This is a genomic window from Amycolatopsis melonis, assembly GCF_040064235.1.
GTDB classification, from domain to species: domain Bacteria; phylum Actinomycetota; class Actinomycetes; order Mycobacteriales; family Pseudonocardiaceae; genus Amycolatopsis; species Amycolatopsis melonis.
The window spans coordinates 155,693-179,545 of the sequence record NZ_JBDZYD010000001.1 but is presented as its reverse complement, the minus strand read 5'-3'; the positions used below and the strand labels follow the sequence as shown (position 1 = coordinate 179,545).

General features: G+C 71.1%; 21 protein-coding genes. 7 read left to right on the top strand and 14 right to left on the bottom strand.

All coding sequences use genetic code 11. From position 1 onward, the window contains the following. Positions 1–24: 24 nt before the first annotated feature. Both ABJI51_RS00810 and ABJI51_RS00805 read right to left on the bottom strand, forming a co-directional pair. Positions 25–1,212, bottom strand: a complete 1,188-nt coding sequence (locus ABJI51_RS00810; protein ID WP_348946891.1) for a class I SAM-dependent RNA methyltransferase — start codon at positions 1,210–1,212, stop codon at positions 25–27. Then, entirely contained in the window at positions 1,209–3,248 is a 2,040-nt protein-coding gene (locus ABJI51_RS00805) for an APC family permease (RefSeq protein WP_348946890.1), read from the bottom strand. The genes ABJI51_RS00810 and ABJI51_RS00805 overlap by 4 nt, the downstream gene beginning before the upstream one ends. A gap of 93 nt (positions 3,249–3,341) precedes the next feature. On the opposite strand from ABJI51_RS00805, the gene ABJI51_RS00800 reads away from it, so the two are divergent. Both ABJI51_RS00800 and ABJI51_RS00795 read left to right on the top strand, forming a co-directional pair. Then, positions 3,342–4,007, top strand: coding sequence for a potassium channel family protein (locus tag ABJI51_RS00800; RefSeq protein ID WP_348946889.1), 666 nt, complete (start codon positions 3,342–3,344; stop codon positions 4,005–4,007). Then, positions 4,004–4,660 (top strand): potassium channel family protein, encoded by a 657-nt coding sequence (locus ABJI51_RS00795; RefSeq protein ID WP_348946888.1) that lies wholly within the window; start codon positions 4,004–4,006, stop codon positions 4,658–4,660. The genes ABJI51_RS00800 and ABJI51_RS00795 overlap by 4 nt, the downstream gene beginning before the upstream one ends. 598 nt (positions 4,661–5,258) lie before the next feature. Here ABJI51_RS00795 and ABJI51_RS00790 read toward each other — a convergent pair. Together ABJI51_RS00790 and ABJI51_RS00785 are read right to left on the bottom strand one after the other, a co-directional pair. After that, entirely contained in the window at positions 5,259–5,966 is a 708-nt protein-coding gene (locus ABJI51_RS00790; RefSeq protein WP_348946887.1) for a DUF3159 domain-containing protein, read from the bottom strand. A 9-nt stretch (positions 5,967–5,975) separates the two neighbouring features. Further along, the gene (locus tag ABJI51_RS00785; RefSeq protein WP_013224481.1) at positions 5,976–6,356 is read right to left on the bottom strand and encodes an OB-fold nucleic acid binding domain-containing protein; all 381 of its coding nucleotides are present in this window, start codon (positions 6,354–6,356) and stop codon (positions 5,976–5,978) included. Positions 6,357–6,492: 136 nt separating this feature from the next. Here ABJI51_RS00785 and ABJI51_RS00780 point away from each other — a divergent pair, with 136 nt between their 5' ends. Beyond that, complete coding sequence (locus ABJI51_RS00780; protein ID WP_348947649.1) at positions 6,493–7,173, top strand: alpha/beta fold hydrolase; 681 nt, start codon at positions 6,493–6,495, stop codon at positions 7,171–7,173. 53 nt (positions 7,174–7,226) lie between these two features. Here ABJI51_RS00780 and ABJI51_RS00775 read toward each other — a convergent pair whose 3' ends face one another. Both ABJI51_RS00775 and dut read right to left on the bottom strand, forming a co-directional pair. Continuing rightward, positions 7,227–7,898 (bottom strand): DUF3710 domain-containing protein, encoded by a 672-nt coding sequence (locus ABJI51_RS00775; RefSeq protein ID WP_348946886.1) that lies wholly within the window; start codon positions 7,896–7,898, stop codon positions 7,227–7,229. After that, positions 7,898–8,401, bottom strand: a complete 504-nt coding sequence (gene dut / locus ABJI51_RS00770; protein WP_348946885.1) for a dUTP diphosphatase — start codon at positions 8,399–8,401, stop codon at positions 7,898–7,900. Before dut ends, ABJI51_RS00775 begins: the two co-directional genes overlap by 1 nt. A gap of 24 nt (positions 8,402–8,425) precedes the next feature. On the opposite strand from dut, the gene ABJI51_RS00765 reads away from it, so the two are divergent. Then, on the top strand, positions 8,426–8,908 hold the full coding sequence (locus ABJI51_RS00765) for a DUF3093 domain-containing protein (RefSeq protein ID WP_348946884.1): 483 nt from the start codon (positions 8,426–8,428) through the stop codon (positions 8,906–8,908). Between the two features lie 138 nt (positions 8,909–9,046). On the opposite strand, the gene ABJI51_RS00760 is transcribed toward ABJI51_RS00765, so the two are convergent. Continuing rightward, positions 9,047–9,355: a DUF4193 domain-containing protein gene (locus ABJI51_RS00760; protein WP_348946883.1), complete on the bottom strand. Its 309-nt coding sequence runs from the start codon at positions 9,353–9,355 to the stop codon at positions 9,047–9,049. A 519-nt stretch (positions 9,356–9,874) separates the two neighbouring features. Here ABJI51_RS00760 and cei point away from each other — a divergent pair. Continuing rightward, complete coding sequence (gene cei / locus ABJI51_RS00755) at positions 9,875–10,558, top strand: envelope integrity protein Cei (RefSeq protein WP_348946882.1); 684 nt, start codon at positions 9,875–9,877, stop codon at positions 10,556–10,558. A gap of 427 nt (positions 10,559–10,985) precedes the next feature. On the opposite strand, the gene ABJI51_RS00750 is transcribed toward cei, so the two are convergent. Then, positions 10,986–11,804, bottom strand: coding sequence for an inositol monophosphatase family protein (locus tag ABJI51_RS00750; RefSeq protein ID WP_348946881.1), 819 nt, complete (start codon positions 11,802–11,804; stop codon positions 10,986–10,988). Between the two features lie 67 nt (positions 11,805–11,871). On the opposite strand from ABJI51_RS00750, the gene ppgK reads away from it, so the two are divergent. Together ppgK and ABJI51_RS00740 are read left to right on the top strand one after the other, a co-directional pair. Next, positions 11,872–12,633 carry a polyphosphate--glucose phosphotransferase gene (ppgK, locus tag ABJI51_RS00745; RefSeq protein WP_348947648.1) on the top strand — a complete coding sequence of 254 codons (762 nt, stop codon included), beginning with the start codon at positions 11,872–11,874 and terminating at the stop codon, positions 12,631–12,633. Positions 12,634–12,817: 184 nt separating this feature from the next. Then, positions 12,818–14,218, top strand: coding sequence for an RNA polymerase sigma factor (locus ABJI51_RS00740; RefSeq protein ID WP_348946880.1), 1,401 nt, complete (start codon positions 12,818–12,820; stop codon positions 14,216–14,218). A 57-nt stretch (positions 14,219–14,275) separates the two neighbouring features. Here ABJI51_RS00740 and ABJI51_RS00735 read toward each other — a convergent pair whose 3' ends face one another. The 6 genes from ABJI51_RS00735 to ABJI51_RS00710 form a co-directional block, all read right to left on the bottom strand. Beyond that, positions 14,276–15,472, bottom strand: a complete 1,197-nt coding sequence (locus ABJI51_RS00735; RefSeq protein ID WP_348946879.1) for a hypothetical protein — start codon at positions 15,470–15,472, stop codon at positions 14,276–14,278. 41 nt (positions 15,473–15,513) lie between these two features. Continuing rightward, on the bottom strand, positions 15,514–15,906 hold the full coding sequence (locus ABJI51_RS00730; RefSeq protein ID WP_348946878.1) for a hypothetical protein: 393 nt from the start codon (positions 15,904–15,906) through the stop codon (positions 15,514–15,516). A 197-nt stretch (positions 15,907–16,103) separates the two neighbouring features. After that, the gene (gene glgB / locus ABJI51_RS00725; RefSeq protein WP_348946876.1) at positions 16,104–18,311 is read right to left on the bottom strand and encodes a 1,4-alpha-glucan branching protein GlgB; all 2,208 of its coding nucleotides are present in this window, start codon (positions 18,309–18,311) and stop codon (positions 16,104–16,106) included. A 13-nt stretch (positions 18,312–18,324) separates the two neighbouring features. Continuing rightward, the gene (locus ABJI51_RS00720; protein WP_348946875.1) at positions 18,325–19,689 is read right to left on the bottom strand and encodes a maltokinase N-terminal cap-like domain-containing protein; all 1,365 of its coding nucleotides are present in this window, start codon (positions 19,687–19,689) and stop codon (positions 18,325–18,327) included. A gap of 5 nt (positions 19,690–19,694) precedes the next feature. Beyond that, entirely contained in the window at positions 19,695–21,503 is a 1,809-nt protein-coding gene (gene treS, locus ABJI51_RS00715) for a maltose alpha-D-glucosyltransferase (RefSeq protein WP_348946874.1), read from the bottom strand. 39 nt (positions 21,504–21,542) lie between these two features. Then, positions 21,543–23,525, bottom strand: coding sequence for an alpha-1,4-glucan--maltose-1-phosphate maltosyltransferase (locus ABJI51_RS00710; RefSeq protein ID WP_348946873.1), 1,983 nt, complete (start codon positions 23,523–23,525; stop codon positions 21,543–21,545). Between the last annotated feature and the right edge of the window lie 328 nt (positions 23,526–23,853).

Genomic DNA, 23,853 nt, shown 5'->3' with positions numbered 1-23,853 from the left:
AATTTCGGGAGCCCCAGGACCGTCTCAGGACAGCAGCGCGACGCACTCCACGTGATGGGTCATCGGGAAGGCGTCGAAGGCCCGCAGGTCGGTCAGCGAATACCCGTTCGCGGCGAAGAAGGCCACGTCCCGCGCCAGCGCCGCCGGATCGCACGCCACATACACGATCCGGTCCGGCTGGCCCGCCACGATCGACTCCACCACGGCCCGTCCCGCGCCCTTGCGCGGCGGGTCGAGCACCACCACGTCCACCGGCTTCGCCGCCGACGCCAGCACGTGCTCCACCCGCCCGGCCTGCCACGACACCTGCGGCAGATCCGCCAGGTTGCGCTCGCCGTCGGCGACCGCGCGCCGCCCGGATTCGACCGCCAGTACGTGCCCCGCCGGGCCGACCTGCCCGGCCAGCACCGACGCGAAGAGCCCGACACCCGCGTAGAGGTCCCACGCGGACCCGCCCGCGGGCGCCTCCGCCCACTCCCCCACGACCTGCGCGAACGTCGCCGCCGCGGCCGGGTGGACCTGCCAGAAGCCGTGCGCGTCGAGCTGCCAGTCGCGGCCCGCCGCGTGCTGGACCGCCACGCCGCCGGACAGCTGCTTCGCGCGGACCTTGCCGCGAACCGTCGCCAGCTCGCGGACGTGGACCTGCCCGTCGCCGTCCTTCGTGACCTCCAGTTCGCTGCCCGGCCGCCAGCGCCGCGCCAGGACGTCGTCCAGCGCACCGGGCACCGCGATCGGGCACTTCTCCAGCGGCACCACGCGGTGGCTGTGGTGGGCACGCAGGCCCGCGCGCCCGTCCGGCCCGGCGACCAGCCGGACGCGGCTGCGCCAGTCGAGCGGGCCGCCGTCGAGGGCTTCCACAACGACCTCGCGCTCGATCCCGGCCAGCCGCCGCAGCTGCTCGGCCACCACCGCGGCCTTCAGCTCGCGCTGGTACGCCGGGGCCGCGTGCTGCCAGTCGCAGCCACCGCACCCGCCGGGCACCGCGAGCGGGCACGGCGGCGTCACCCGGAACTCCGACGCCGCCAGGACCTCGACCGCGTCGGCGCGGCAGAACGAGCCGCCGTTGTCCTCGGTGACCTCGACGCGGACCCGCTCGCCCGGCAGCGCGTGCCGCACGAACACGACCCGGCCCTCGGCGCGGGCCACGCAGTGGCCGCCGTGCGCCACCGGGCCGACCTCCACCTCGAGGACGCGGCCCAGCCAGTTCGTCATTCCGCGGGCTCCTTAGGCTTCGGTGCGGGAACGCCCGCGGGCTGGGCGCCGGGCGAGAACCCGCGCCGGACGTCCCCGGCGGCCGGCCGCTCGGTGCGGACCCGCGCCGCCGCCTTGGCCGAGGACTCCAGCTGCCACGGCACGCTCGTCACCATGACGCCCGGCTGGAACAGCAGGCGCCCCTTGAGCCGCAGCGCGCTCTGGTTGTGCAGCACCTGCTCCCACCAGTGCCCGACCACGTACTCCGGGATGAACACGGTGACCACGTTGCGCGGGTTGTCGCCGCGCACGCGCTTGACGTAGTCGAGCACCGGCTTGGTGATCTCGCGGTAGGGCGACTCGACGACCTTCAGCGGCACCTTGAAGTTGTGCGCGTCCCACTCCTGCGTCAGCCGCCGGGTGTCCGCGTCGTCCACATTGACCGTCACGGCTTCGAGGACGTCCGGGCGCATCGCCTTGGCGTAGGCCAGCGCGCGCAGCGTCGGACGGTGCAGTTTGGACACCAGGACGATCGCGTGGTTGCGCGACGGCAGCACGGTCGGGGTGTCGCCGAGGTCCTTCAGCTCGTCGGCGACGCGGTCGTAGTGCCGCCGGATCGCCGTCATCAGCACGAAGATCGCCACCATCGCCGCGATCGCGATCCACGCGCCGAGCAGGAACTTGGTGATCAGCACGATCACCAGCACGGTGCCGGTGCAGGTGAGGCCGATCGCGTTCACCGTCTGCGAGCGCCGCATCCGCCGCCGCACACCCGGGTCGGTTTCCCTGGCCAGCAACCGGTTCCAGTGCCGGATCATGCCCGCCTGGCTCACCGTGAACGACACGAACACGCCCACGATGTAGAGCTGGATGAGCCGGGTGACCTCGGCGTCGAAGGCGATGATCAGGACCAGCGCGAACGCCGCCAGGAACAGGATCCCGTTGGAGAAGGCCAGCCGGTCGCCGCGGGTGTGCAGCTGGCGCGGCAGGTAGCGGTCCTGCGCCAGGATCGAGCCGAGCACCGGGAAGCCGTTGAACGCGGTGTTGGCGGCCAGCAGCAGGATGATGCCGGTGGAGAACGACACGTAGTAGAAGGCGGGCGGGAAGTCGGCGAACACCGCGTGCGCGATCTGGGCGAGGATCGTCTTCTGCTCGTACCCCGGCGGCGCGCCGACGAGCTGGCGGTCCGGGTCCTCGGCGAAGGTGACCTTGGTGATGATCGCCAGCGCGATGATGCCGACCAGCATGATGACCGCGAGCAGGCCCATCATGAGCAGCGTCGTCGCCGCGTTCTTCGACTTCGGCTTCTGGAACGCCGGGACGCCGTTGCTGATCGCCTCGACCCCGGTCAGTGCCGCGGCGCCGGAGGAGAACGCCCGCAGGACCAGGAAGGCGTAGGCGGCGCCGGCGAAGGTGCCCTCCGCGTTGAGGGTCAGCCCGGCGCTTTCGGCCCGCATCTCGGTGCCGGTCGCGGCCTGGACCAGCCCCCACGCGACCATGACCAGGATGCCCACGATGAACCCGTACGTCGGGATCGCGAAGGCCTTGCCGGACTCGCGGATGCCGCGCAGGTTCAGCGAGGTGAGCACGACGACGATGACGATCGAGGCCAGCACCTTGTGCTGGGCCACCCACGGGATCGCCGACCCGATGTTGGCCACACCGGACGAAGTGGACACTGCGACGGTGAGCACGTAGTCGACGAGCAGCGCGCTCGCCACCGTGAGGCCGAATTTGCCGCCCAGGTTGGTGGTGGCGACCTCGTAGTCGCCGCCGCCGCTGGGGTAGGCGTGCACGTTCTGCCGGTAGGAGGCGACGACGACGAGCATGACCAGCGCGACGGCGATGCCGATCCACGGCGCCAGCGCGTACGCCGACAGGCCCGCCACGCTCAGCGTCAGGAAGATTTCTTCCGGCGCGTAGGCCACGGACGAGAGCGCGTCGGACGCGAAGATCGGCAGCGCGATGCGCTTGGGCAGCAGCGTGTGGGACAGCCGGTCACTGCGGAACGGACGTCCGAGGACCAGGCGTTTCAGCACGGTCGGGAACTTCGACACCTTGGCAGCGTAACCGGACGCGGGCACGGTAGGTTCGGCGCTGGTGGATAGGGGTAGCAACGGACGGGTAACCACCGAACGAGGAGGCAGGGCGTGCACGTGGTGATCATGGGATGCGGCCGGGTCGGCGCGTCCCTGGCCGCTGCGCTGGAGCGGCTCGGCCACGAGGTGGCCGTCATCGACAAGAACCAGCAGGCGTTCCGCCGGCTGGGCAGCGACTTCCACGGCCAGCAGGTCGTCGGCGTCGGATTCGACCGCCGGGTGCTGATCGAGGCGGGCATCGAGCGGGCCGGCGCGTTCGCGGCGGTGTCCAGCGGCGACAACTCGAACATCATTTCCGCCCGCGTCGCCCGCGAGAACTTCGGCGTCGAGCACGTCGTCGCCCGCATCTACGACCACAAGCGCGCGGCCGTGTACGAGCGGCTGGGCATCCCGACGGTCGCGACCGTGCCGTGGACGACCGACCGGTTCCTGCGCACCCTCCTGCCGGACGGCGTCGCGTCGGCGTGGCGGGACCCGTCGGGCAGCGTCGCGCTGCTGCAGCTGCCGCTGCACGAGGGCTGGGTCGGGCACTCGGTCCGGTCCCTGCAGGAGGCGACCGGCGCGCGGGTGGCGTTCATCATGCGCTTCGGCACCCCGGTGCTGCCGGACAGCAAGACCATGGTCCAGGACGGCGACGTCGTGTGGGTGGCGGCGCGCTCCGGCACCGTCAGCGACGTGACGAGTGTGGCCCACCGCGAACCGGAGGACGAGGCATGAGGGTCGCGATTGCGGGCGCGGGCGCGGTCGGCCGCTCCATCGCCGCCGAGCTGATCGACGGCAGGCACCAGGTGATGCTCATCGAGCGCGAGGCCGACCAGTTCGAGCCGCACGCGGTCGAGCAGGCCGACTGGGTGCTCGGCGACGCGTGCGAGGTGTCGATCCTGGAGGAGTCCGGGATCGAGCAGTGCGACGTGGTGATCGCCGCGACCGGCGACGACAAGGCGAACCTGGTGGTCTCGCTCCTGGCGAAGACGGAGTTCGCGGTGCGGCGCGTGGTGGCCCGGGTGAACAACCCGGCCAACGAGTGGCTGTTCACCGACGCCTGGGGCGTCGACGTGGCGGTCTCGACCCCGCGCATGCTGGCGGCGATGGTCGAGGAGGCGGTCAGCGTCGGCGACCTGGTCCGGCTGATGACGTTCCGCCAGAGCAACGCGAACCTGGTCGAGCTGACACTGCCGGCGGAGACGCCCCTGGCGGGCAAGCCGGTGAGCGACCTGACCCTCCCCCGCGATGCGGCGCTGGTGACAATCCTCCGCGGCGACCGGGTGATCGTGCCGCAGCCGGAAGACCCCCTGGAACCGGGCGACGAGCTGCTGTTCGTGGCCACCGCGGACGTCGAGCCGGAAATCCGGACCGCGCTGGGCTACTGAGCCGGGCTTCAGGCGGGGCCGCCTCCGGTTGAACGACTCTTTCCTGACGTCGGACGGCCTGAAAGGGTCGTTCATGACTTCCGGGACCCGGAATTGTCGGTGCCCTCCGGTAGCGTGGCAGACGGGGGGCGCCCCCGCGGGCTCCGGGGCTTCGCGTGGCTGGAGACGGGACCCGCGCGATCCGACGCGGAACTCGCGTGATGCCCGCCTGATCACGAGTGATGCCCCTCCAGTCACGCGTGATGCCCCTCCAGTCACGCGTGATGCCCGCCCGATCACGAGCGATGCCCCTCCAGGCACGGCCGATGCCCCGGCCGCCGACGGGCGGAACATCCAACGCCCGGGGGCCCGTGTGATCCGGGCCCGATCTCGCGTGTCTGGATCCGGATGTCGCGTGATCCAAGCCGGAACTCGCGTGCTCGAAAACGGAACTTGCGTGACTAAGCGGGCATCTCGCGTGCTCCGGCAGGCTCCTCGCGTGACTGGAGAGGCATCGCGCGTGATCAGGCGGGCTTCTCGCGCGACTGGAGGGGCATCTCGCGTGCTCGGGCGGGCATCACGCGTGACTGGAGAGGCATCACGCGGCGTGAGCCGGGGCTCAGGCCTCCGGGGCCGCGTACTTCTCGCGGAGCCGGGCTTCGATCTCCGCGTCCGTCTCCGGCTTGGGCTCCGCCTCGGCCAGTGCCTTCAGGCGCTTGTCCGACCGGCGCACCGCCCAGACCACCACCAGCAGGCCCAGCGCGTACAGCGGGTAGCCCATCGCGATCTTCGCGAAGGCCAGCCAGCCGGTGTAGTCCTCCTGGTAGAGCCACCGCTGGACCACGAACCGGGCCGCGAAGATGAGTGCCATCGCCAGGGTTGCGATGTCGTAGCCGTAGCGGGACGGCTTGTCCTTGCGCCAGGCCTGGCCGGTTCCGTTGAGCAGGTTCCAGACCACGCCCGCGATCGGCCAGCGGACCACCACCGACAGCACGAAGATGCCGCAGTAGATCAGGCTCGCGTAGATCCCGAAGAGGAAGAACCCCTTCGCCGAGCCCGTCCGGTACGCGATGAACGCCGCGATCGCGACGCCGAAGAACCCGGAGATCGCCGGCTGCAGCGGCTCCTTGCGGACCAGCCGCAGCACCGTGATGGCCACCGCACTGCCCACCGACGTCCAGATGGCCGCGGTCAGCCCGAAGAACGCGTTGGCCAGCACGAACACGATCACCGGCACCGACGAGTAGATCAGGCCGGACACGCCGCCCATCTGCTCGAGCAGGGTCGGCTGCGGCTCGTCGCCGTCGGTCTTGGCGGGTTCAGTCACGATGGGTGATCAACTCACTGGGCTCTGGAGCTCGTAATAGGGGTTGTACAGCACCTTCTGGCCGTCACGCTCGGCCATCCGGCCGCGCACCTTGATCGTCCGGCCTGGCTCGATGCCCGGGATCCGGCGGCGGCCGAGCCAGATTAGCGTCACGCCCTGTGTCCCGTCGAACAGCTCGGCCTCCAGCGTGGCGGCCTCGTTGGTCGGGCACAGCTCCACGCTGCGCAGTCTCCCCATCACGGTGACCTCTTCGCCCGAACGGCAGTCGCAGGCCCGCTGTGCGCCCTCGGCGCCGGACCTCATCGACATCTCGTCGGCGTCGAGTTCCTCGACGTCGCTGGTCAGCTTGCGAACCAACCGGCTGAAGTAGCCGCCGTCTTTGGCGGACATAGGTGCTCCTGTGCTCCGGGGCCGCCGTCGTGGTTCGTGCGGCCCGTGCGATTCCAGCGTAGCTGCGGTCCCCGCCAGGGAAACGCCTTTGCGCAAGGATTGCAACGTGACGTCCGCAATCAGAGTTCCCGCCGCGGTGCTGCTGCCCGGCACCGGCTCGGACGAGGTGTTCGTCCGCGCCGTCTTCGCCGGCCCGCTGCAGGCCCTCGGTGTCCCGCTCACCGCGCCACCGCCGCCCCCGGGCGCGGCGCTCGCCGAAGGCTACCTGGCGCTCCTGGACGCGCTGGCGGACGAGCACGGCGAGCTGCTCGTCGGCGGCATCTCGTTCGGCGCCCACCTCGCCGCGGAGTGGGCGGTCCGCAACCCGGGGCGTTGCGGGGGCCTGCTGGCCGCGCTCCCGGCCTGGAACGGCGTCCCGGGCCCGGCACCCGCATCGCTGGCCGCGACGCTGACGGCGGATCTGGTGGCCGGATCCGGGGTGGACGCGGCACTGGCGCAGACGGCGGGCAGCCCGGACTGGCTGCGGGCGGAACTGGACCGGGCGTGGCGGCGGCACGGCGACGGCCTGGCCGGCAGCCTGCGCGCCGCCGCGGGCCGCCCGTCGCCCACGCTCGCGGACCTCGCGCGGCTGGACGTCCCTGCCGGGATCGGCACGTGCACCGACGACCCGATACACCCGACGAAAGTCGCATCGGAGTGGGCAGGCGCACTCCCCCGCGCGGCCGTCGGCGAAACCACCCTCGCCGCGCTGGGCGCCGATCGCGAGTCCCTCGGCCGGGCGACCGTGCTCGCCTTCCTGCGGGCGCGGCTGCGCTGAAGGCCACCATCAGGGCAGCCAGTGCCCTGATGGTGGCCTTCGGAGGCGTTGACTCAGCCCTGTTGCTGCTGGGCCGCGATGTGCTCGGCGACGGCGTCGGGCAGCGTGATGGTCAGCGGGGTGCGGACCGGCATCGGCGCGTCGCCGCGGTCGACGATCGTCCGGCGGACGATCTCGCGCAGCACCTCGACGGCCCCGGCGGCTTCCGACTGCGGCCCGGCGATCACGCCGCGCAGCATCCAGCGCGGCCGGTCGACGCCGACGAACCGCAGGGCGACGTCGCCGATGATGGCCGAGATCTCCAGGCCCCACTTGCCGCGGCCGAGGGTGACCTTGGCGCCGTCGGCCCGCAGCTGGTCGGCCAGCTCGGCGCTGACCTCCCGCCACAGCCCGCCCGAGCGCGGCGCGGCGTACGCGCTGACGGTGATCTGACCCTGCTCGGTGACGACGTGCACGGCGCGCACACCCTGCGTCTCCGGGTCCATCTCGACCTGGACCTGGGAACCGTCGGGCACCGGCACCTTCACCGAGCCGAGGTCGATCCGCGGGACGCCGTCGTCTTCGAAGTCGGCGACGTCGTACGGCCCGTCGGTGACGTCCGACAGCTCCGCGCCCTCGTCCTCGTCTTCGTACGCCTCGTCCTCGATCGTGTCTTCGGCCTCGGGCGCGGCGTGCCGTCCGGCGGACCCGCCCTCGGTCCGCCGCTTGCGTCCGAAAATCCCCACTACTTCTCCGTTCCTTCCCCCGCGCCGGCGCTCGTGGCGAGCGCCTGTGCTCCCAGTGTGGCGTGTCCACCCGTGGAGCCGTAGCCTCCGTCGCCCCGCTCGGTGGCGTCGAGCTCGGCGACCTCGACGAACTCGGCGTGCTCGACCCGCTGCACGACCAGCTGGGCGATGCGGTCGCCGCGCGTGAGCTTCACCGGGTGCACCGGGTCGTGGTTGATCAGGCAGACCTTGATCTCCCCGCGGTAGCCCGCGTCGATCGTGCCCGGGGTGTTCACCACCGAGAGGCCCACCCGGGCGGCCAGGCCCGACCGCGGGTGGACGAACCCCGCGTACCCGGTCGGGAGCGCGATCGCGACACCGGTGCCGACGACCCCGCGCTCCCCGGGTTCGAGCACGATATCCGAGGTCGTGACGAGATCGGCGCCCGCGTCGCCCGGTCGGGCGTAGGCGGGCAGCGGGACATCCGGGTCGAGCCGGGAGAGGAGTACCTGAACGCTGGACACGGGCGGCGAGATTACTCTGTTCCCGTGCGTGAATCAGCGAAGACGGCCGCGAACACCGCCGTCCGGCACTCCGAACGGCTGTACGTCCCGTGGTGGGGCTGGCCGCTGCCGGTGCTCGGCGCGGTCCTGCTCGCCGCCGAGATCGACCTCGGGTACCCGGGGATCCGGGCGTGGCTGCCGTACGTGATCGCGCTGCCGGTCGTCGTGGCGCTGCTGCTGTCGCTGGGCCGGTCGAAGGTCCGGATCACCGGCGGTGACGAGCCGGAGCTGTGGGTCGGCGACGCGCACCTGCCGCTGCGGTACGCCGGCGAGGTGGAGATCTTCGACAAGGACGCCAAGCGCAAGGCGCTGGGCCGCGACGGCGACCCGGCCGCCTACGTGCTGCACCGCGGCTGGGTCGGCCCGGTCGTCAAGGTGCACCTGACCGACGCGAACGACCCGACGCCGTACTGGCTGTTCAGCACCCGGCACCCCGAGAAGGTCGCCGAGCTGCTCAAGAGCGCCTGACCCCGGACATGGGAAGGGGGCCGGCCTGATCGGCCGGCCCCCTTGTCCCCAGCGCGCTTCGAGCCTCCCCCGCTCTGGTCCCTTGAGGCTCTCCGTCGCGTCTGTTCGTCCCCTGTGTCCGAGAACCCCTGTGCGTGCTCAGGCGCAGTCGCGGCAGATCAGGCGCCCGCCGTTGTCCTCGGCCAGCCGGCTGCGGTGGTGCACCAGGAAGCACACCGAGCAGGTGAACTCGTCCGCCTGCTTCGGGACCACCTTCACGGTCATGTCCTCACCGGAAAGCCCGGAGAGGTCGGCACCCGGCAGCTCGAAGTTCTCGGCGGTGGCGTCCTCGTCGACGTCGACGACGCCGGACTGGGTCTCGTTGCGCCGGGCCTTGAGCTCCTCCAACGAGTCTTCGGCCAGCTCGTCGGCTTCGCTGCGGCGCGGAGCGTCGTAGTCGGTAGCCATGTTGTCCCTCACCCCTGCGATCAGCTTGTGTAGTCGTTTTCCCGAACCCCCGGATGCGCCCGTGAGTCCGCCGTGCCGCTGGTCAACGTTCCAGGGCCCCTGTTTGTGCCCGGCGGCCGAAGTGACCGAGGTCTCTTCTTTTCGGGCCTCTTCCTGCGGCCGGAGCCCGGGAAGGGTAGCTCACCGCGATCCGGGTTCTGCAACGAGTCAGACATTGCCGGTGAATCGTCACCCGACAGGGGGAAGCCGCAGGTAAGACGCGTTGTCGTCCGTTCGGGTTGCGCGCGGGTGGAGAACCTCACGCGCGGCCCGCGCCCGCTTGCCCCGGCCGGTCCCGCCGTGGTGCGATCGGGGTCACGGGGATCGGTTCCGGGCTGCGCCCGCAACCACAGACAGGGCACCGGAACCGGCCGGGTGACCCGGGACGGCGCGCGCCGGGCGCAGCGCCTAGGCTGAGCGGCCACGACGGTGCTCGGGTCCGCACCGGCCGGGGTTCGGTGTTCGGGAAGGGACGGACAGGTGGCGTCGGGGAACGGCATCGGGGACCGTGGGACGCGGCCGTATCGCAAGCACAAGCCGCTGCCGGCGCTGATCGTCATCGGCGTGCTGGCACTCGGCGCGATCGTCGTCTGGGTCAACGCCGCCATCGGCAAGGGCGACATCGACGAGGCGGTCAAGTGCGACCCGCCACCCAGCCCGCCACCGGGCGTCACGTACACGACGCTTCCGCACAACGCCCTCGACGACCGCGCGCCGGTGCCGCCGGACAAGGTGGCGGTCAAGGTCCTCAACGCGTCCAGCACGCGCGGCCAGGGCGGCATCGCCACCACGGCACTCAAGGAACTGGGATTCTCGGGCGCGGCCGACCCGGCCAACGACCCGGCGTACGAGAAGCGAGAGGCCAAGTGCCGCGGCCAGATCCGCTTCGGCGAGAACGGCGTCACGGCGGCCCGGACGATCAGCCTGGTGGTGCCGTGCGCGGAGCTGGTCCAGGACAACCGCAAGGACGCGAGCGTCGACCTGGTGACGGGCACGCTCTTCGGCGACATCCGGCCCCGCCCGGAGGCCCGGCAGATCCTCAGCCAGCTCGCGGAGTGGTCCAAGGCGCACCAGGGCGGCGGCTCGAACGAGCAGTCGGCGGGCGCGAAGGCCCCGGTGATCGACCAGACGCTGCTGGCCTCGGCGCGCAACGTCGAGTGCTGACCGGCACCGGTTCGGCGCCCTGACTCCCCGGCGCCGATCCGGCGCTGCTCCGGCGTCCTGACTCCCTCGCGCTGACTTCGGGCTCGGCCCGCGCGCACTGACTTCCCGGCGCTGATCCGGCGCACCGGCCCGGCTCGGCCCGCGCGCTGACCTGCGCCCGCGGGGGCGCCCCCCCGTTTTCCACGCTACCGGAGGGCACCGACATTTCCCCGGCCCTGCCCGTCCTGCCCGTCCTGCCCGTGCTGTGGGTGCTGGTCGATGCTGTCCGTGCTGCTGGACGCTTTGCCGGGCTCGCCGGGCCTGAGCCCGGCTCACCCGCCCACGAGCGAACCGCGGCCACGTGGCTGCCCTGAATGACTCATTCAGGGCTTCGGAGGTCCTGAATGAGTCATTCAGGACACTCCCGGGAGCCCGCGCCCCGGAAACCTCAGACCTCGGCCGCGCCGCAGTCGGCCAGGACCTTCCGGAGCGGCTCCGCGATCGACGGTGCCGCCGCGTACGTCGCGTCCTGGCCCAGGTCCGGTGCCGTGCCCGCCAGCTGTACCTCCGCGCCCGCCTCGGCCGCGATCAGCGCTCCTGCCGCCCAGTCCCAGCGGTTGAGGCCGTGCTCCACGTACGCGTCCAGCCAGCCCGCCGCCACCGCGCACAGATCCAGCGACGCCGCCCCGTTGCGGCGGATGTCGCGGACCCTCCCGAGCAGTGACGCCGCGAACTGCGACTGCCGCATCCGGCGCGAAGGCGAGTACGCGAAACCGGTTCCGACCAGCGTCAGCTCCAGGCGCGACGGTGAAGACACCGACAGGCGGCGGCCGTCCAGGAAGGCTCCCTGGCCGCGGGCCGCCGACCAGACCCGGCCGCTTGCCGGCTCCACCACCGCTCCCGCCACCGACTCGCCGCCGACCTGGGCCGCCACCGACACCGCGAACCACGGCAGGCCGTACAGGAAGTTGACCGTGCCGTCGATCGGGTCGACCACCCACGTCACCCCGTCGCCCGCGGCGCCGCCGCCCTCCTCGCCCAGCACCGGCTCGCCCGGCCGCAGCGCAGCCAGGCGCGAGCGCACCAGCCGCTCCGACTCGTGGTCCACCGCGGTCACCACGTCGGTGTCGCCGGACTTGGTCCCGACGGCGACCTCGCGGCCGCCCGCCATGCCCTCCCAGGCCTCCTTCACCAGCGCGGCGGCCTCCGTCGCGACCTGCACCGCGACGCTTTTCAGCAACGACTCGTCAACTCCCACGTCCGACATGTCACCACATCCGGTTAAAGTCTCCGAGGCAGGCTTCTGAATCGTGCGAGAAGGGACCACGTCCGTGGTGGAGGCGACCCGAGGGTTCGGCATCGACATCGGCGGCAGCGGGATCAAGGGCGCCTTGGTCGACCTGGAGAAAGGGCAGCTCATCGGCGACCGGATCCGGATCGACACGCCGAAGAAGTCCACCCCGTCGGCGGTGGCGGACGTCGTCTACGACATCGTGACGCAGGCGGGCTGGGACGGCCCGGTCGGCGTGACGCTCCCCGCCGTGGTCAAGAAGGGCGTCGCGCACACCGCGGCCAACATCGACAAGCAGTGGATCGGCACCGACGCCGACGCGCTGTTCGCCAAGCGGCTCGGCCGCAGCGTCGACCAGATCGCGATGCTCAACGACGCCGACGCGGCGGGCATGGCCGAGATCCGCTTCGGCGACCCGGTCGCGCGCAAGGGCGTGACGGCGCTGCTCACCTTCGGCACCGGCATCGGCAGCGCGGTGTTCCAGGACGGCAAGCTCGTGCCGAACACCGAGTTCGGCCACCTCGAGATCGACGGGCACGACGCCGAGAAGCGCGCGGCCGCCTCGGTCAAGGACAACGAGGGACTGTCCTACCCCGAATGGTCCAAGCGCGTGCACCGTTATCTGACCGTGCTCGAGAACCTCATCTGGCCGGACCTGTTCATCGTCGGCGGCGGGGTCAGCAAGAAGGCCGAAAAATGGGTGCCGCTGCTGGACATCCGCACTCCGGTGCTGGTGGCGAGCCTGCAGAACAACGCCGGGATCGTCGGCGCCGCGGCCGCCGCGGCGGAGGGGATCCAGCACTGATCCGGCGTCGATCCGGCGCCGAGGGTGATCGCTTCGCACCGCATGCGCGTACCGTCGTTACAATGGAACACGGCCCACGGCTGCGGAGGCCAAAACCGCAGGCCGAGGCGTGATCCCCGAATGTGAGGCAGCAGTGGCCGCCAGGCCGTTGCTCGTCATGATCGACCGCTGCGAAAGGGCGTAAGTGGCAGCCGCAAGAACCGCAACCCGAGGCGGGACGAAGACAGCGACCGCAGCCGGCGAGCCGGCCGAAGAGGCAGCCACCGGGACGGCGAAGCCAGCGGCGCGCAAGACCACCACCGCCAAGAAGGCCCCGGCCAAGAAAGCCCCGGCGAAGAAGGCCGCGACCAAGGCCCCGAAGACCGACGACGGCGAGCCCGACGGTCCCGGCGACCTCGAGGACGTCGACCTCGACTCGCCCGACCTGTCGGACCTGGAAGAGGTCGAGGTCGACGTCGTCGACGAGACGGTCAACGACGAGCCGGACACCGACTCGGCCGACGACGACGAGGACGACGACGAGGAAGCCGACGACGAGACCCCGGCGTCGCGCCGCCGCGGTGCCGCGTCGGACAAGGGCAAGGGCTCCGACAACCCGGACTTCGTCTGGGACGAGGAGGAGTCCGAGGCGCTGCGCCAGGCGCGCAAGGACGCCGAGCTGACCGCGTCCGCCGACTCCGTGCGTGCCTACCTCAAGCAGATCGGCAAGGTCGCGCTGCTGAACGCCGAGGAGGAGGTGGAGCTGGCCAAGCGGATCGAGGCCGGGCTCTACGCCGCCGAGCGCGTGCGCACCGCCGAGGAGGAGGGCGAGAAGCTCGTCACCCAGATGCGCCGCGACCTCAAGTGGATCGTGCGTGACGGCGAGCGCGCCAAGAACCACCTGCTGGAGGCGAACCTCCGCCTGGTCGTGTCGCTGGCCAAGCGCTACACCGGCCGCGGCATGGCGTTCCTGGACCTCATCCAGGAGGGCAACCTCGGCCTGATCCGCGCGGTCGAGAAGTTCGACTACACCAAGGGCTACAAGTTCTCGACGTACGCCACGTGGTGGATCCGCCAGGCGATCACCCGCGCGATGGCCGACCAGGCCCGCACCATCCGCATCCCGGTGCACATGGTCGAGGTCATCAACAAGCTGGGCCGCATCCAGCGCGAGCTGCTCCAGGACCTCGGCCGCGAGCCGACCCCGGAAGAGCTCGCGAAGGAAATGGACATCTCCCCGGAGAAGGTCCTGGAGATCCAGCAGTACGCGCGTGAGCCGATCTCGCTGGACCAGACGATCGGCGACGAGGGCGACAGCCAGCTCGGCGACTTCATCGAGGACTCCGAGGCGGTCGTCGCGGTCGACGCGGTGTCGTTCACGCTGCTGCAGGACCAGCTCCAGTCGGTGCTGCAGACGCTGTCCGAGCGCGAGGCGGGCGTGGTCCGGCTGCGCTTCGGCCTCACCGACGGCCAGCCGCGCACGCTCGACGAGATCGGCCAGGTCTACGGGGTGACCCGCGAGCGCATCCGGCAGATCGAGTCCAAGACGATGTCGAAGCTGCGTCACCCGTCGCGGTCGCAGGTCCTGCGGGACTACCTCGACTGAGTGCTGACACGGGAAAGGCCCCGCCACCGGAACCGGTGGCGGGGCCTTTCCCGTTGTTCAGGACCGGCCGGTGAGCGTGGTCCACGGGACGTGCACGACCACGCGTTCCCGCAGCTGCTCGTTGATCAGCCACAACTCGCCGGTGGCCGGCCAGTAGGACAGGTTCTGGCTGTTGACCGGGGCCTGCCCGGACAGCCTCGACGTCGAGACGCCGCCGACTCCGCCGTGCAGGCACGACGGGTGGTCGCCCGCCTCGCCCGCGTACTCCGGGCACACCCCGGTGAGCACGAAGTAGCCGCCGCGGGACAGCGCGCCCTGCATGCCCCACACCGGTGAGGAGAAGCCCTCGACGGCGTGCACCAGTCCGTCGGCCGCCGTCTTCAGACGGCCCGTCGCCGCGTCGAACGGCCAGCGCAGGATCCGCCCGCCCGCCGCGCCCGGGACGTGCTCGGCCGTCACGAACGTGGAATCGGTGTGGTCGAAGGACAACGTCGACAGGCACGGCCGCGTGCCGGGCGCCGCCGTGCACGCGCCGCCACCGGGGTACCAGTACGCGCCGATCTGCGGCATCGCGTAGTCGTAGTACGCGGCGTGGTACTTGCCGTCGCTGCCGAGGCCGACGGTCGCCGAGCTGTCGTCGACCTTCCAGAAGTGCGTGGTGTCGAAGACGCGGATCAGGCCGCCGGTGGTCGCGACGAACAGCAGGTTGCCCGACCACGTGACGCCGTGACCGTGGCCGGCGACGACCGCGAAGTTCGTGTCGGACGTCGGTTCCACGAGCAGGACGTGCCGGTAGCCGAGCCCGGAGGCGTCCACAAAGGACAGCCGGACCATGGTGTCGCCCGGCGTGTGCCACGTCGTCACGACGACGCGCTTGCCGCCGACGGTCCCGCCTGCCGGGTTCGCGTCGCCCGATCCGGTGAGGCCCTGCGGGATCCAGTCGTTGGTCTTGTCGTCGTTGGCGTCCTCCCAGCAGAAGCCGGCGGGCTTCAGCGCCGTGGCGAGGTACGTCGCATGGCAGAGCGGGCGTGCCTTGCGGTTGGCGCTGCCGAGGACGTCACTCAGCCCGCGCGGCGCGAGTTTCGTGTCCAGCGCGGCGATCCGCGAACCGTAGGTGGCGAAGGAGCCGCCGGCGGTGAGCCGGAAGCCGTCGACGGTCGCCGCGTCGAGACGCGGGAAGGTCGCTGCCGCCTGGGCCGTCGACGGGAGGCCGAGGAGGAGTAAGGCCACGAGGCCGATCAGGAGTCTCCGCATGCCGGGCAGCGTGCCGGGCGCGCGTACACGTCCTGTACAAGTCAGGGCACGGCCAGCCCGCGCTCCCGCAGCGACTGCTCGACACGCAGGCGTTCGATCTCGCGGTCCATGCCCTCGGGCAGCTCACCGAGCTGGTGCGGCACGCCGACCTGGCGGCAGGCCTGGACGAGCAGCTCGTCGTAGGCTTGGCGGGTGCCGAACCGCCGCGCGGCCGGGGTCCCGGCCGGGTACTCGACGAGCAGCCGGTGCACCCGCCGCAGGTCGGCGGCGACGCGTTCGATCGGCGGACCCTCCGGCTGAGGTTTCGCGCATTTGGCGCGGACCCAGCGGAGAAGGTTCGGCACGCGCAGCGCGCACCAGAACAACACCGTCGGCGCAATGCAGACCACGGCGAAGAGAATCAGGTTCGCGACGACACCACCGGAGCCGTCCATCCTCCGATGGTAAGCCCGCGAGACCCGCCCGGCGGAGCCCTTTTCGGGCATCACGCGTGACTGGAGGGGTATCACGCGTGTCTGGAGAGGCATCACGCGTGAGCAGAGCCGGAACTCGCGTGATCGAGCACGTAACTCGCGTGATTGGGGCCGGAACTCGCGAGTTACGGCTTCAATCACGCGAGTTCCGGCTTCGATCACGTCAGGTCCGGGTCCGGTGGGGTCTCCTCGACCAGCCAGAGGACTCCGGCGGGCGGGAGCTGGAGGACGGCCGAGGCGGGCTGGCCGTGCCAGGGCTCCTCCGTCGCCTCCACCGCGCCGAGGTTGCCGACGCCCGAGCCGCCGTAGGCTTCGGCGTCGGTGTTGACCACCTCGCGCCAGCGGCCCGCCGACGGGAGGCCGACCCGGTAGTCGTGGTGCGGGACGCCCGCGAAGTTCGCCACGCAGGCCAGGCGGGAGCCGTCCGCGCCGATGCGCAGGAAGCTCAGGACGTTGCCGCTGGAGTCGTTCGCGTCGATCCAGCGGAAACCGTCCGGTGAGGTGTCCTGGCTGTACAGGGCCGGGGTCGACCGGTAGATCGTGTTCAGCGACCGCAGCAGCTCCCAGACCCCGAGGTGCAGCGGCTCGTCCAGCAGGTGCCAGTCCAGCGACTTCGACTCCGACCACTCCGCCGGCTGGCCGAACTCGCCGCCCATGAACAGCAGCTGCTTGCCCGGGTGGGCCCACATGAACGCCAGCAGCGAGCGCAGCCCGGCCGCCTTGTTCCACGCGTCGCCCGGCATGCGGCCCCACAGGGATCCCTTGCCGTGCACCACTTCATCGTGCGACAGCGGGAGCACGAAGTTCTCGCTCCACGCGTACACGAGGGAGAACGTCATCTCGTTGTGGTGGTAGGCCCGGTGGATCGGCTCATGCGACAGGTACCGGAGCGTGTCGTGCATCCAGCCCATGTTCCACTTGAAGCCGAACCCGAGCCCGCCCAGGTGCGTCGGGCGCGTGACGCCCGGCCACGCCGTGGACTCCTCCGCCACCATCACGACACCCGGGTGTCGCTTGTAGACGGTCGCGTTCAGCTCCTGCAGGAACCGCACCGCGTCGAGGTTTTCCCGGCCGCCGTACTGGTTCGGCAGCCACTCCCCTTCCTTGCGGGAGTAGTCCAGGTACAGCATCGACGCCACCGCGTCGACGCGCAGGCCGTCGAGGTGGAACTCGTCGAGCCAGTACAGCGCGTTGGCGACCAGGAAGTTGCGGACCTCGTTGCGGCCGAAGTCGAACACGAGCGTGCCCCAGTCGGGCTGCTCGCCGCGGCGCGGGTCCGCGTGCTCGTACAGCGGCGTCCCGTCGAAGCGGGCCAGCGCCCAGCTGTCGCGCGGGAAGTGGGCGGGCACCCAGTCCACCAGCACGCCGATCCCCCGCTGGTGCAGACGGTCGATGAAGTAGCGGAAGTCGTCCGGGGAGCCGAAGCGGGACGTCGGCGCGTAGTACGACGTCACCTGGTAGCCCCACGAGCCGCCGAACGGGTGCTCCGACACCGGCAGCAGCTCCACGTGCGTGAAGCCGGTTTCGACGAGGTAGTCCCCGAGCTGGTCGGCCAGCTCGCGATAGTCCAGGCCGGGCCGCCACGACCCGAGGTGGACCTCGTAGACGCTCATCGGCGCCGCGGCCCACTGGGTGGCTTCGCGCCGGGCCACCCACTCGTCGTCTTCCCACACGTGCGCGGACCGGGTGACGACCGAGGCCGTCGCGGGCGGCTTCTCCGTCGCGAACGCCAGCGGGTCGGCCTTCTCGTGCCAGTTCCCGTCGGAGCCGAGGATCCGGAACTTGTAGCAGGTGCCCGCGCCGACGCCGGGCACGAACAGCTCCCAGACGCCCGACGAGCCGAGCGAGCGCATCGGGTGCCCGCGCCCGTCCCAGCCGTTGAAGTCGCCGATCACCCGGATGCCCCGGGCGTTCGGCGCCCAGACCGCGAACGACGTCCCCTCGACGACCCCGCCGGGCGTCTCGTAGGACCGGACGTGCGCGCCGAGTACCTCCCAGAGCCGCTCGTGCCTGCCCTCGCCGATCAGGTGCAGGTCCAGCTCACCCACCGTGGGCAGCCAGCGGTAGGGGTCGTCGGCGGTGGCGGTGTGCCCGTCGTAGTCGACCTCCAGCCGGTAGTCGCCGGGGTGCTCGGGGACGGCGACGGCGAACAGCGCGTCGATCACCGGCTCCATCGGGTACTTCTCGCCGCCCGCGCACAGCGTGACGGCCTTCGCGCCGGGCAGCAGCGCCCGGGCCGCGAAGCCCTTCCCCACCGGGTGCACGCCCAGCACCGAGTGCGGGTCGTGGTGGGACCCGGCCAGCAGCCGGTCGATGTCCGCGGCCGAAGGGGCCGCGGCCGGGAGGCCTTCCGGAACGGCGTTCACGGTGTCTTCCCTCTCAGCTCGTGATCCGGGCGATCGACGCGAGCGGCACGCCCAGCCAGTCCGGCCGGTTCGCGTGCTCGTAACCCACTTCGTAGACCGCCTTGTCCAGTTCGAAGGCGCGCAGCAGCTCGCCCTGCTCGCGCGGGTCCGCCGCGATCGCGGCGTAGCCCTCGCAGAACGCCGCCCGGTTGCGCTCCGACCACTCGCGCGCGCTCTCGGCCAGCGCCGGGTCGTCCGGCTGGCCGACCAGCATCTGCTGGGCCGCGTAGTCGAACGACCTCAGCATGCCCGCGACGTCCCGCAATGGCGAGCGGAGCGCGTGCCGTTCCTCGACCGGGGCCGCGGGCTCGCCCTCGAAGTCGATCAGCAGCCAGCCGCCGACCGTCCGCAGCACCTGGCCGAGGTGCAGGTCGCCGTGGATGTACTGCATCTCGATCGCCCCGGCGGGCAGCGCGCCCAGCGTTTCGAACGCCGCCCGCAGCGCCGGGGCGTGCGGGGCCAGCTCCGGGACCCGCGCGGCGACCGCGTCGAGCCGGGCGATCATCGCCTTCGCCGAGCGGTCCAGCTCCGCGGTGTCGGCGGGCTCGGTGCCGAGTGCCTCGGCCAGGTCCGCGTGTACCTCGGCGACCGCGCGCCCGAGCCGTTCGGCCTCGCCGGCGAAGTCGCCGCCGACCTCCGCGGCGTGCAGGTCCGGCGCCGCCATCAGGTCGCGGACGCTGGTGGTGGCCATCGCCCAGCCGTCGACGGCGTCCGGGACGAACTGCTGGAGCATGCCGACCGTGGTCGGCTCGCCGCCGAGGTCGCCGGTGATCGAGCCGAGCGGCTGCGCGATGTGCTTGCTGCCGACCGCCTGCAGCGCGCGGTGCAGCAGCAGGTCCTTGTTCTTGCCAGGGGTCAGTTTCCGGAACAGCTTGAGGATGTACTGCCCGCCGTAGACCAGGGACGTGTTGCTCTGCTCCGAGGTGATCGGCCGGGCCCGCAGGCCGGTCTCCAGCTCGACGCCGGGTTCGTGCTCGAAGACCAGCGAGCCCACGGTCTCCTCGCGGGCCATCAGGTCCAGCAGCACGCCGGTGAGGTCGAGGTCGCCGGAGGCCTCGTAGGCGTTGAGGTCGCCGCCGGCGCCGATCCAGCTGGTCGAGGCGATCTCCGGAGGGTGCGTCCGCCGTCCGACGAGCAGCTGGTAGGGCTCGCGCCGGTCGCCCTGGGCGACCTCGACGACCACGTGCAGCAGCTGCGGATCGCCTTCGACCAGCTCGGTCACCCCGAGTGGCCGGACACCGGTCACCGGCCGGTCCTTGCCGGCGAACCAGCGTTGCCCGGGCAGCCAGCGCCGCAGGTCCTCGGTCAGGTCCTCGACCAGCTCACGCGGGTCGGACAAGGGACTCACCTCGTTTCGCCTTCGTCTCCCGGGTTCGTCAGCTGGAACCAGTAGAAGCCGTGGCCCGGCAGCGTCAGCAGGTACGGCAGCTCCCCGATGCTGGGGAACCGCACGCCGCCGGTGAGCTCCACCGGCGTGCACCCGCGGTGCGCGGACAGATCCAGTTCCACCGGCTGCGGGAACCGGGAGAGGTTGTTGACGCAGAGCACGACGTCCTCGCCGCCGTCCGGGCGCCGCCACTGGCGCTTGTAGGCCAGCACGCTCGGGTTGGACCCGCCGAGGTCGATGAAGTCGCCCTCGGCGAACGCGTGGTGCTGCTTGCGCACCTCGATCATCCGGCGGGTCCAGTTGAGCAGCGAGGAGGCGTTGTTCGACTGCGCCTCGACGTTCAGGCCCTGGTAGCCGTACACCGGGTCCATGATCACCGGCAGGTAGATCCGGCCCGGATCGCAGGAGGAGAACCCGGCGTTGCGGTCCGGGGTCCACTGCATGGGCGTGCGCACCGCGTCGCGGTCGCCGAGCCAGATGTTGTCTCCCATGCCGATCTCGTCACCGTAGTACAGAACGGGCGAGCCCGGCAGGGACAGCAGCATCGCCGTGAACAGCTCCTGCTGGTTGCGGTCGTTGTCCAGCAGCGGCGCGAGCCTGCGGCGGATGCCGATGTTGGCCTTCATGCGCGGGTCCTTGGCGTACTCCGCGTACATGTAGTCGCGCTCTTCGTCGGTGACCATCTCGAGCGTCAGCTCGTCGTGGTTGCGCAGGAAGATCCCCCACTGCGTGCCGCTGGGGATCTCCGGGGTCTGGGTGAGGATCTCCGAGATCGGGAAGCGCGACTCGCGGCGCACGGCCATGAAGATCCGCGGCATCAGCGGAAAGTGGAACGCCATGTGGCACTCGTCGCCGCCGACGGCCGGGTCGCCGAAGTACTCGACGACGTCCGATGGCCACTGGTTGGCTTCCGCCAGCAGAATCCGGCCGGGGTACTCGTCGTCGACGACCTTGCGGCAGCGCTTGAGGAACTCGTGCGTGCGCGGCAGGTTCTCGCAGTTGGTGCCCTCCTGCTCGAACAGGTACGGCACGGCGTCCAGGCGGAACCCGTCGATGCCCAGGTCCAGCCAGAACCGCAGGACGTCGATCATCGCGTTCTGGACGTCGGCGTTCTCGTAGTTCAGGTCGGGCTGGTGGGAGAAGAAGCGGTGCCAGTAGAACTGGCCGCGGACCGGGTCGTAGGTCCAGTTCGATGTCTCGGTGTCGACGAAGATGATCCGCGCGTCGGCGTAGCGGGAGTCGTCGTCGCTCCAGACGTAGTAGTCGCCGTACGGGCCGTCGGGATCGTGGCGGGACTGCTGGAACCACGGGTGCGCGTCGGAGGTGTGGTTGAGCACCAGGTCGGTGATCACCCGGATGCCGCGCCGGTGCGCCTCGTTGAGCAGGAAGACGAAGTCCTCGACGCTGCCGAACTCCGGCAGCACCGCGCGGAAGTCGCTGATGTCGTACCCGCCGTCGCGCAGCGGCGAGGCGTAGAACGGCGGCAGCCACAGGCAGTCGATGCCCAGCCAGGCGAGGTAGTCGAGTCTTCCGGCCAGTCCGCGCAGGTCGCCGGTGCCGTCGCCGTTGGAGTCGGCGAACGCGCGCACCAGCACTTCGTAGAAGACCGCGCCCTTGAACCAGTACGGATCGCTCGGCGCCTGCTGCGCCGACCGGAAGTCCCCGGCCTGGGGTTCCACGAGCATGCCGTCCGCGGTCATCGCCTCGCCCGTGTGCGGCACGCCCTCCAGCCCCAGTGCCGCGTCGGGCCGGGCCTCATCCGCCATGTGCTCCACCTCGTCCCTCGAGTCCCTGTCCTTCCCTGCTCAGCCGGCCAGCCGTCGTCTGACCGACACGATGTGGGCCACCGCCCGCCACGGTTCGAGCCGGACGTAGTTCGCCGGGCCCCAGTCCCAGGTGTCGCCGGTGACCTCGTCGTGGGCGATGAGCCGTTCGTGCGCCTCGAAGCCGAGCGCGCCGGTGTCGAGCCACAACGTGCCCTCTTGGGGCCCGTACGGATCGAGGGTCACGACCGTGACCACGGTGTCGCCGGTGGCCGGGTCCTGTTTGGAGTAGGCCAGCAGCGCGTCGTTGTCGACGTGGTGGAAGTGCAGGGTGCGCATCTGCTGCAGCGCGGGGTGCGCCTTGCGGACGGCGTTCAGCTTCGCCAGCCACGGCTCCAGCGAGCGCCCTTCGGCGAGCGCGCGCTCGAAGTCGCGCGGGCGCAGCTGGTACTTCTCGGAGTCGAGGTACTCCTCGCTGCCTTCGCGCACCGGGACGTGCTCGAACAGCTCGTACCCGGAGTAGACGCCCCACGTCGGCGAGATCGTCGCGGCGAGCGCGGCCCGCAGCGCGAACATGCCGGGACCGCCGCGCTGCAGCGACTCGTGGAGGATGTCCGGGGTGTTGACGAACAGGTTCGGGCGGCCCTCGTTCCAGTGCTCGCGCAGGTCGATGGCGAAGTCGATCAGTTCCTGCTTGCCGGTCCGCCAGGTGAAGTAGGTGTAGCTCTGGGTGAAGCCGAGCCGGGCCAGTCCCCACAGGCGCGCCGGGCGGGTGAACGCCTCGGCCAGGAACAGCACGTCGGGGTGGGCGTCCTTGACCGACTGGATCAGCCAGGCCCAGAAGTCCGGCGGCTTGGTGTGCGGGTTGTCGACCCGGAAGATCTTCACCCCGTGGTCGATCCAGACGGTGATGACCCGCAGCATCTCTTCGTAGACGGCCTTGGGGTCGTTGTCGAAGTTGATCGGGTAGATGTCCTGGTACTTCTTCGGCGGGTTCTCCGCGTACGCGATCGAGCCGTCCGGGCGGGTCGTGAAGAACTCGGGGTGCTTGAGCACCCACGGGTGGTCGGGCGCGGCCTGCAGCGCGAAGTCGAGCGCCACCTCCATGCCGAGTTCTCCGGCGCGGGCGACGAAGGCGTCGAAGTCCTCGAAGGTGCCCAGCTCGGGGTGGATGGCGTCGTGGCCGCCCTCGTCGGCGCCGATCGCCCACGGCGAGCCGACGTCCTCGGGCTTGGCGTCGAGGGTGTTGTTGGGGCCCTTGCGGTTGACCCGCCCGATGGGGTGGATCGGCGGGAGGTAGACGACGTCGAAGCCCATCTTCGCGACCCGGTCGAGCGCGGCCGCGGCGGTGGTGAAGGTGCCGTGCACCGGCTTGCCCTCGGCGTCGAGGCCGCCGGTGCTGCGGGGGAACAGCTCGTACCAGGACCCGTACGCGGCGCGGCGGCGGTCCACCCACACCTTGTGCGGCTTGCCCTTGGTGATCAGCTCCCGCACCGGGAACTCGTGCATGATCTGCCGGACCTCGGGCGAGAGCGCCGGCCCGACCCGCTCGGCGAGGCTGCGCTCCTCGTCGCGCAACGCCTTCACCGCGCCGGCCAGCAGCGGCTTCTCCGCGCGGCGGTCGGGACGGCGGGAGACGCGCTCGATCAGCCGGGCGCCGGTCTCGAGGTCGTTGGCGAGGTCCTCGGGCCCCTGCCCGGCGGCGATCTTCACCTCGACGTTGTGCTCCCACGTCGACCACGGATCGCCCCAGGCGTCGATCCGGTAGGTCCACATCCCGGTGGTGTCCGGGACGATCACCGCGGCGAACTCGTCCGGGTGATCGGGACCGCGGGGCACCATCCGCGTCTGGCGCGTGAGGCGATCGTCGGGGCCGCGCCACGCGACGGTGGCGGCGACCGCGTCGTGGCCTTCCCGCCAGACGGTCGCGGTGACCGGGATGTGTTCCCCCACAACGGCTTTGGCCGGATACCGGCCGCAGCTCACGCTGGGGGAGACGTCGTCGATGCCGAGCCGGCCGGTCATGGGCAACGCCCCTCGGTGTGTCGGTTGGACGCAGGCGACGACAGTCTGCCTGACTCGATCAAGCGCCTACGAGGCAGGGCTCTTTTGCTGTGTACCCAGCCCGCGCCGTCCGAAACACTGTTCCCGCAAGGAATTTCCGCGGGATGTCCGGCAGGTTACGTCCACCCGCCACCGAACCCCGGACTGCCCCGGACGACACGCGGACCCGAACGGCCACGAGCCGTACCCGAACGGACGACTCGCGCGCCGCCGGTGATGTCATGAAAGAGTCGTTCATGACGTCCGGCGTCATGAGCGACTCTTTCATGACATCCGGCCGTCGGAGTAC

What these genes read in the sequence shown, in the direction of transcription:
- ABJI51_RS00760 (WP_348946883.1), bottom strand. Translation starts at nt 9,355, where the DNA reads ATGGCTACCGACTACGACGCTCCGCGCCGCAGCGAAGCCGACGAGCTG.
- ABJI51_RS00810 (WP_348946891.1), bottom strand. Translation starts at nt 1,212, where the DNA reads ATGACGAACTGGCTGGGCCGCGTCCTCGAGGTGGAGGTCGGCCCGGTG.
- ABJI51_RS00735 (WP_348946879.1), bottom strand. Translation starts at nt 15,472, where the DNA reads ATGCGGAGACTCCTGATCGGCCTCGTGGCCTTACTCCTCCTCGGCCTC.
- ABJI51_RS00785 (WP_013224481.1), bottom strand. Translation starts at nt 6,356, where the DNA reads ATGTCCGCCAAAGACGGCGGCTACTTCAGCCGGTTGGTTCGCAAGCTG.
- ABJI51_RS00750 (WP_348946881.1), bottom strand. Translation starts at nt 11,804, where the DNA reads ATGTCGGACGTGGGAGTTGACGAGTCGTTGCTGAAAAGCGTCGCGGTG.
- ABJI51_RS00795 (WP_348946888.1), top strand. Translation starts at nt 4,004, where the DNA reads ATGAGGGTCGCGATTGCGGGCGCGGGCGCGGTCGGCCGCTCCATCGCC.
- treS (WP_348946874.1), bottom strand. Translation starts at nt 21,503, where the DNA reads ATGGCGGATGAGGCCCGGCCCGACGCGGCACTGGGGCTGGAGGGCGTG.
- ABJI51_RS00710 (WP_348946873.1), bottom strand. Translation starts at nt 23,525, where the DNA reads ATGACCGGCCGGCTCGGCATCGACGACGTCTCCCCCAGCGTGAGCTGC.
- ABJI51_RS00730 (WP_348946878.1), bottom strand. Translation starts at nt 15,906, where the DNA reads ATGGACGGCTCCGGTGGTGTCGTCGCGAACCTGATTCTCTTCGCCGTG.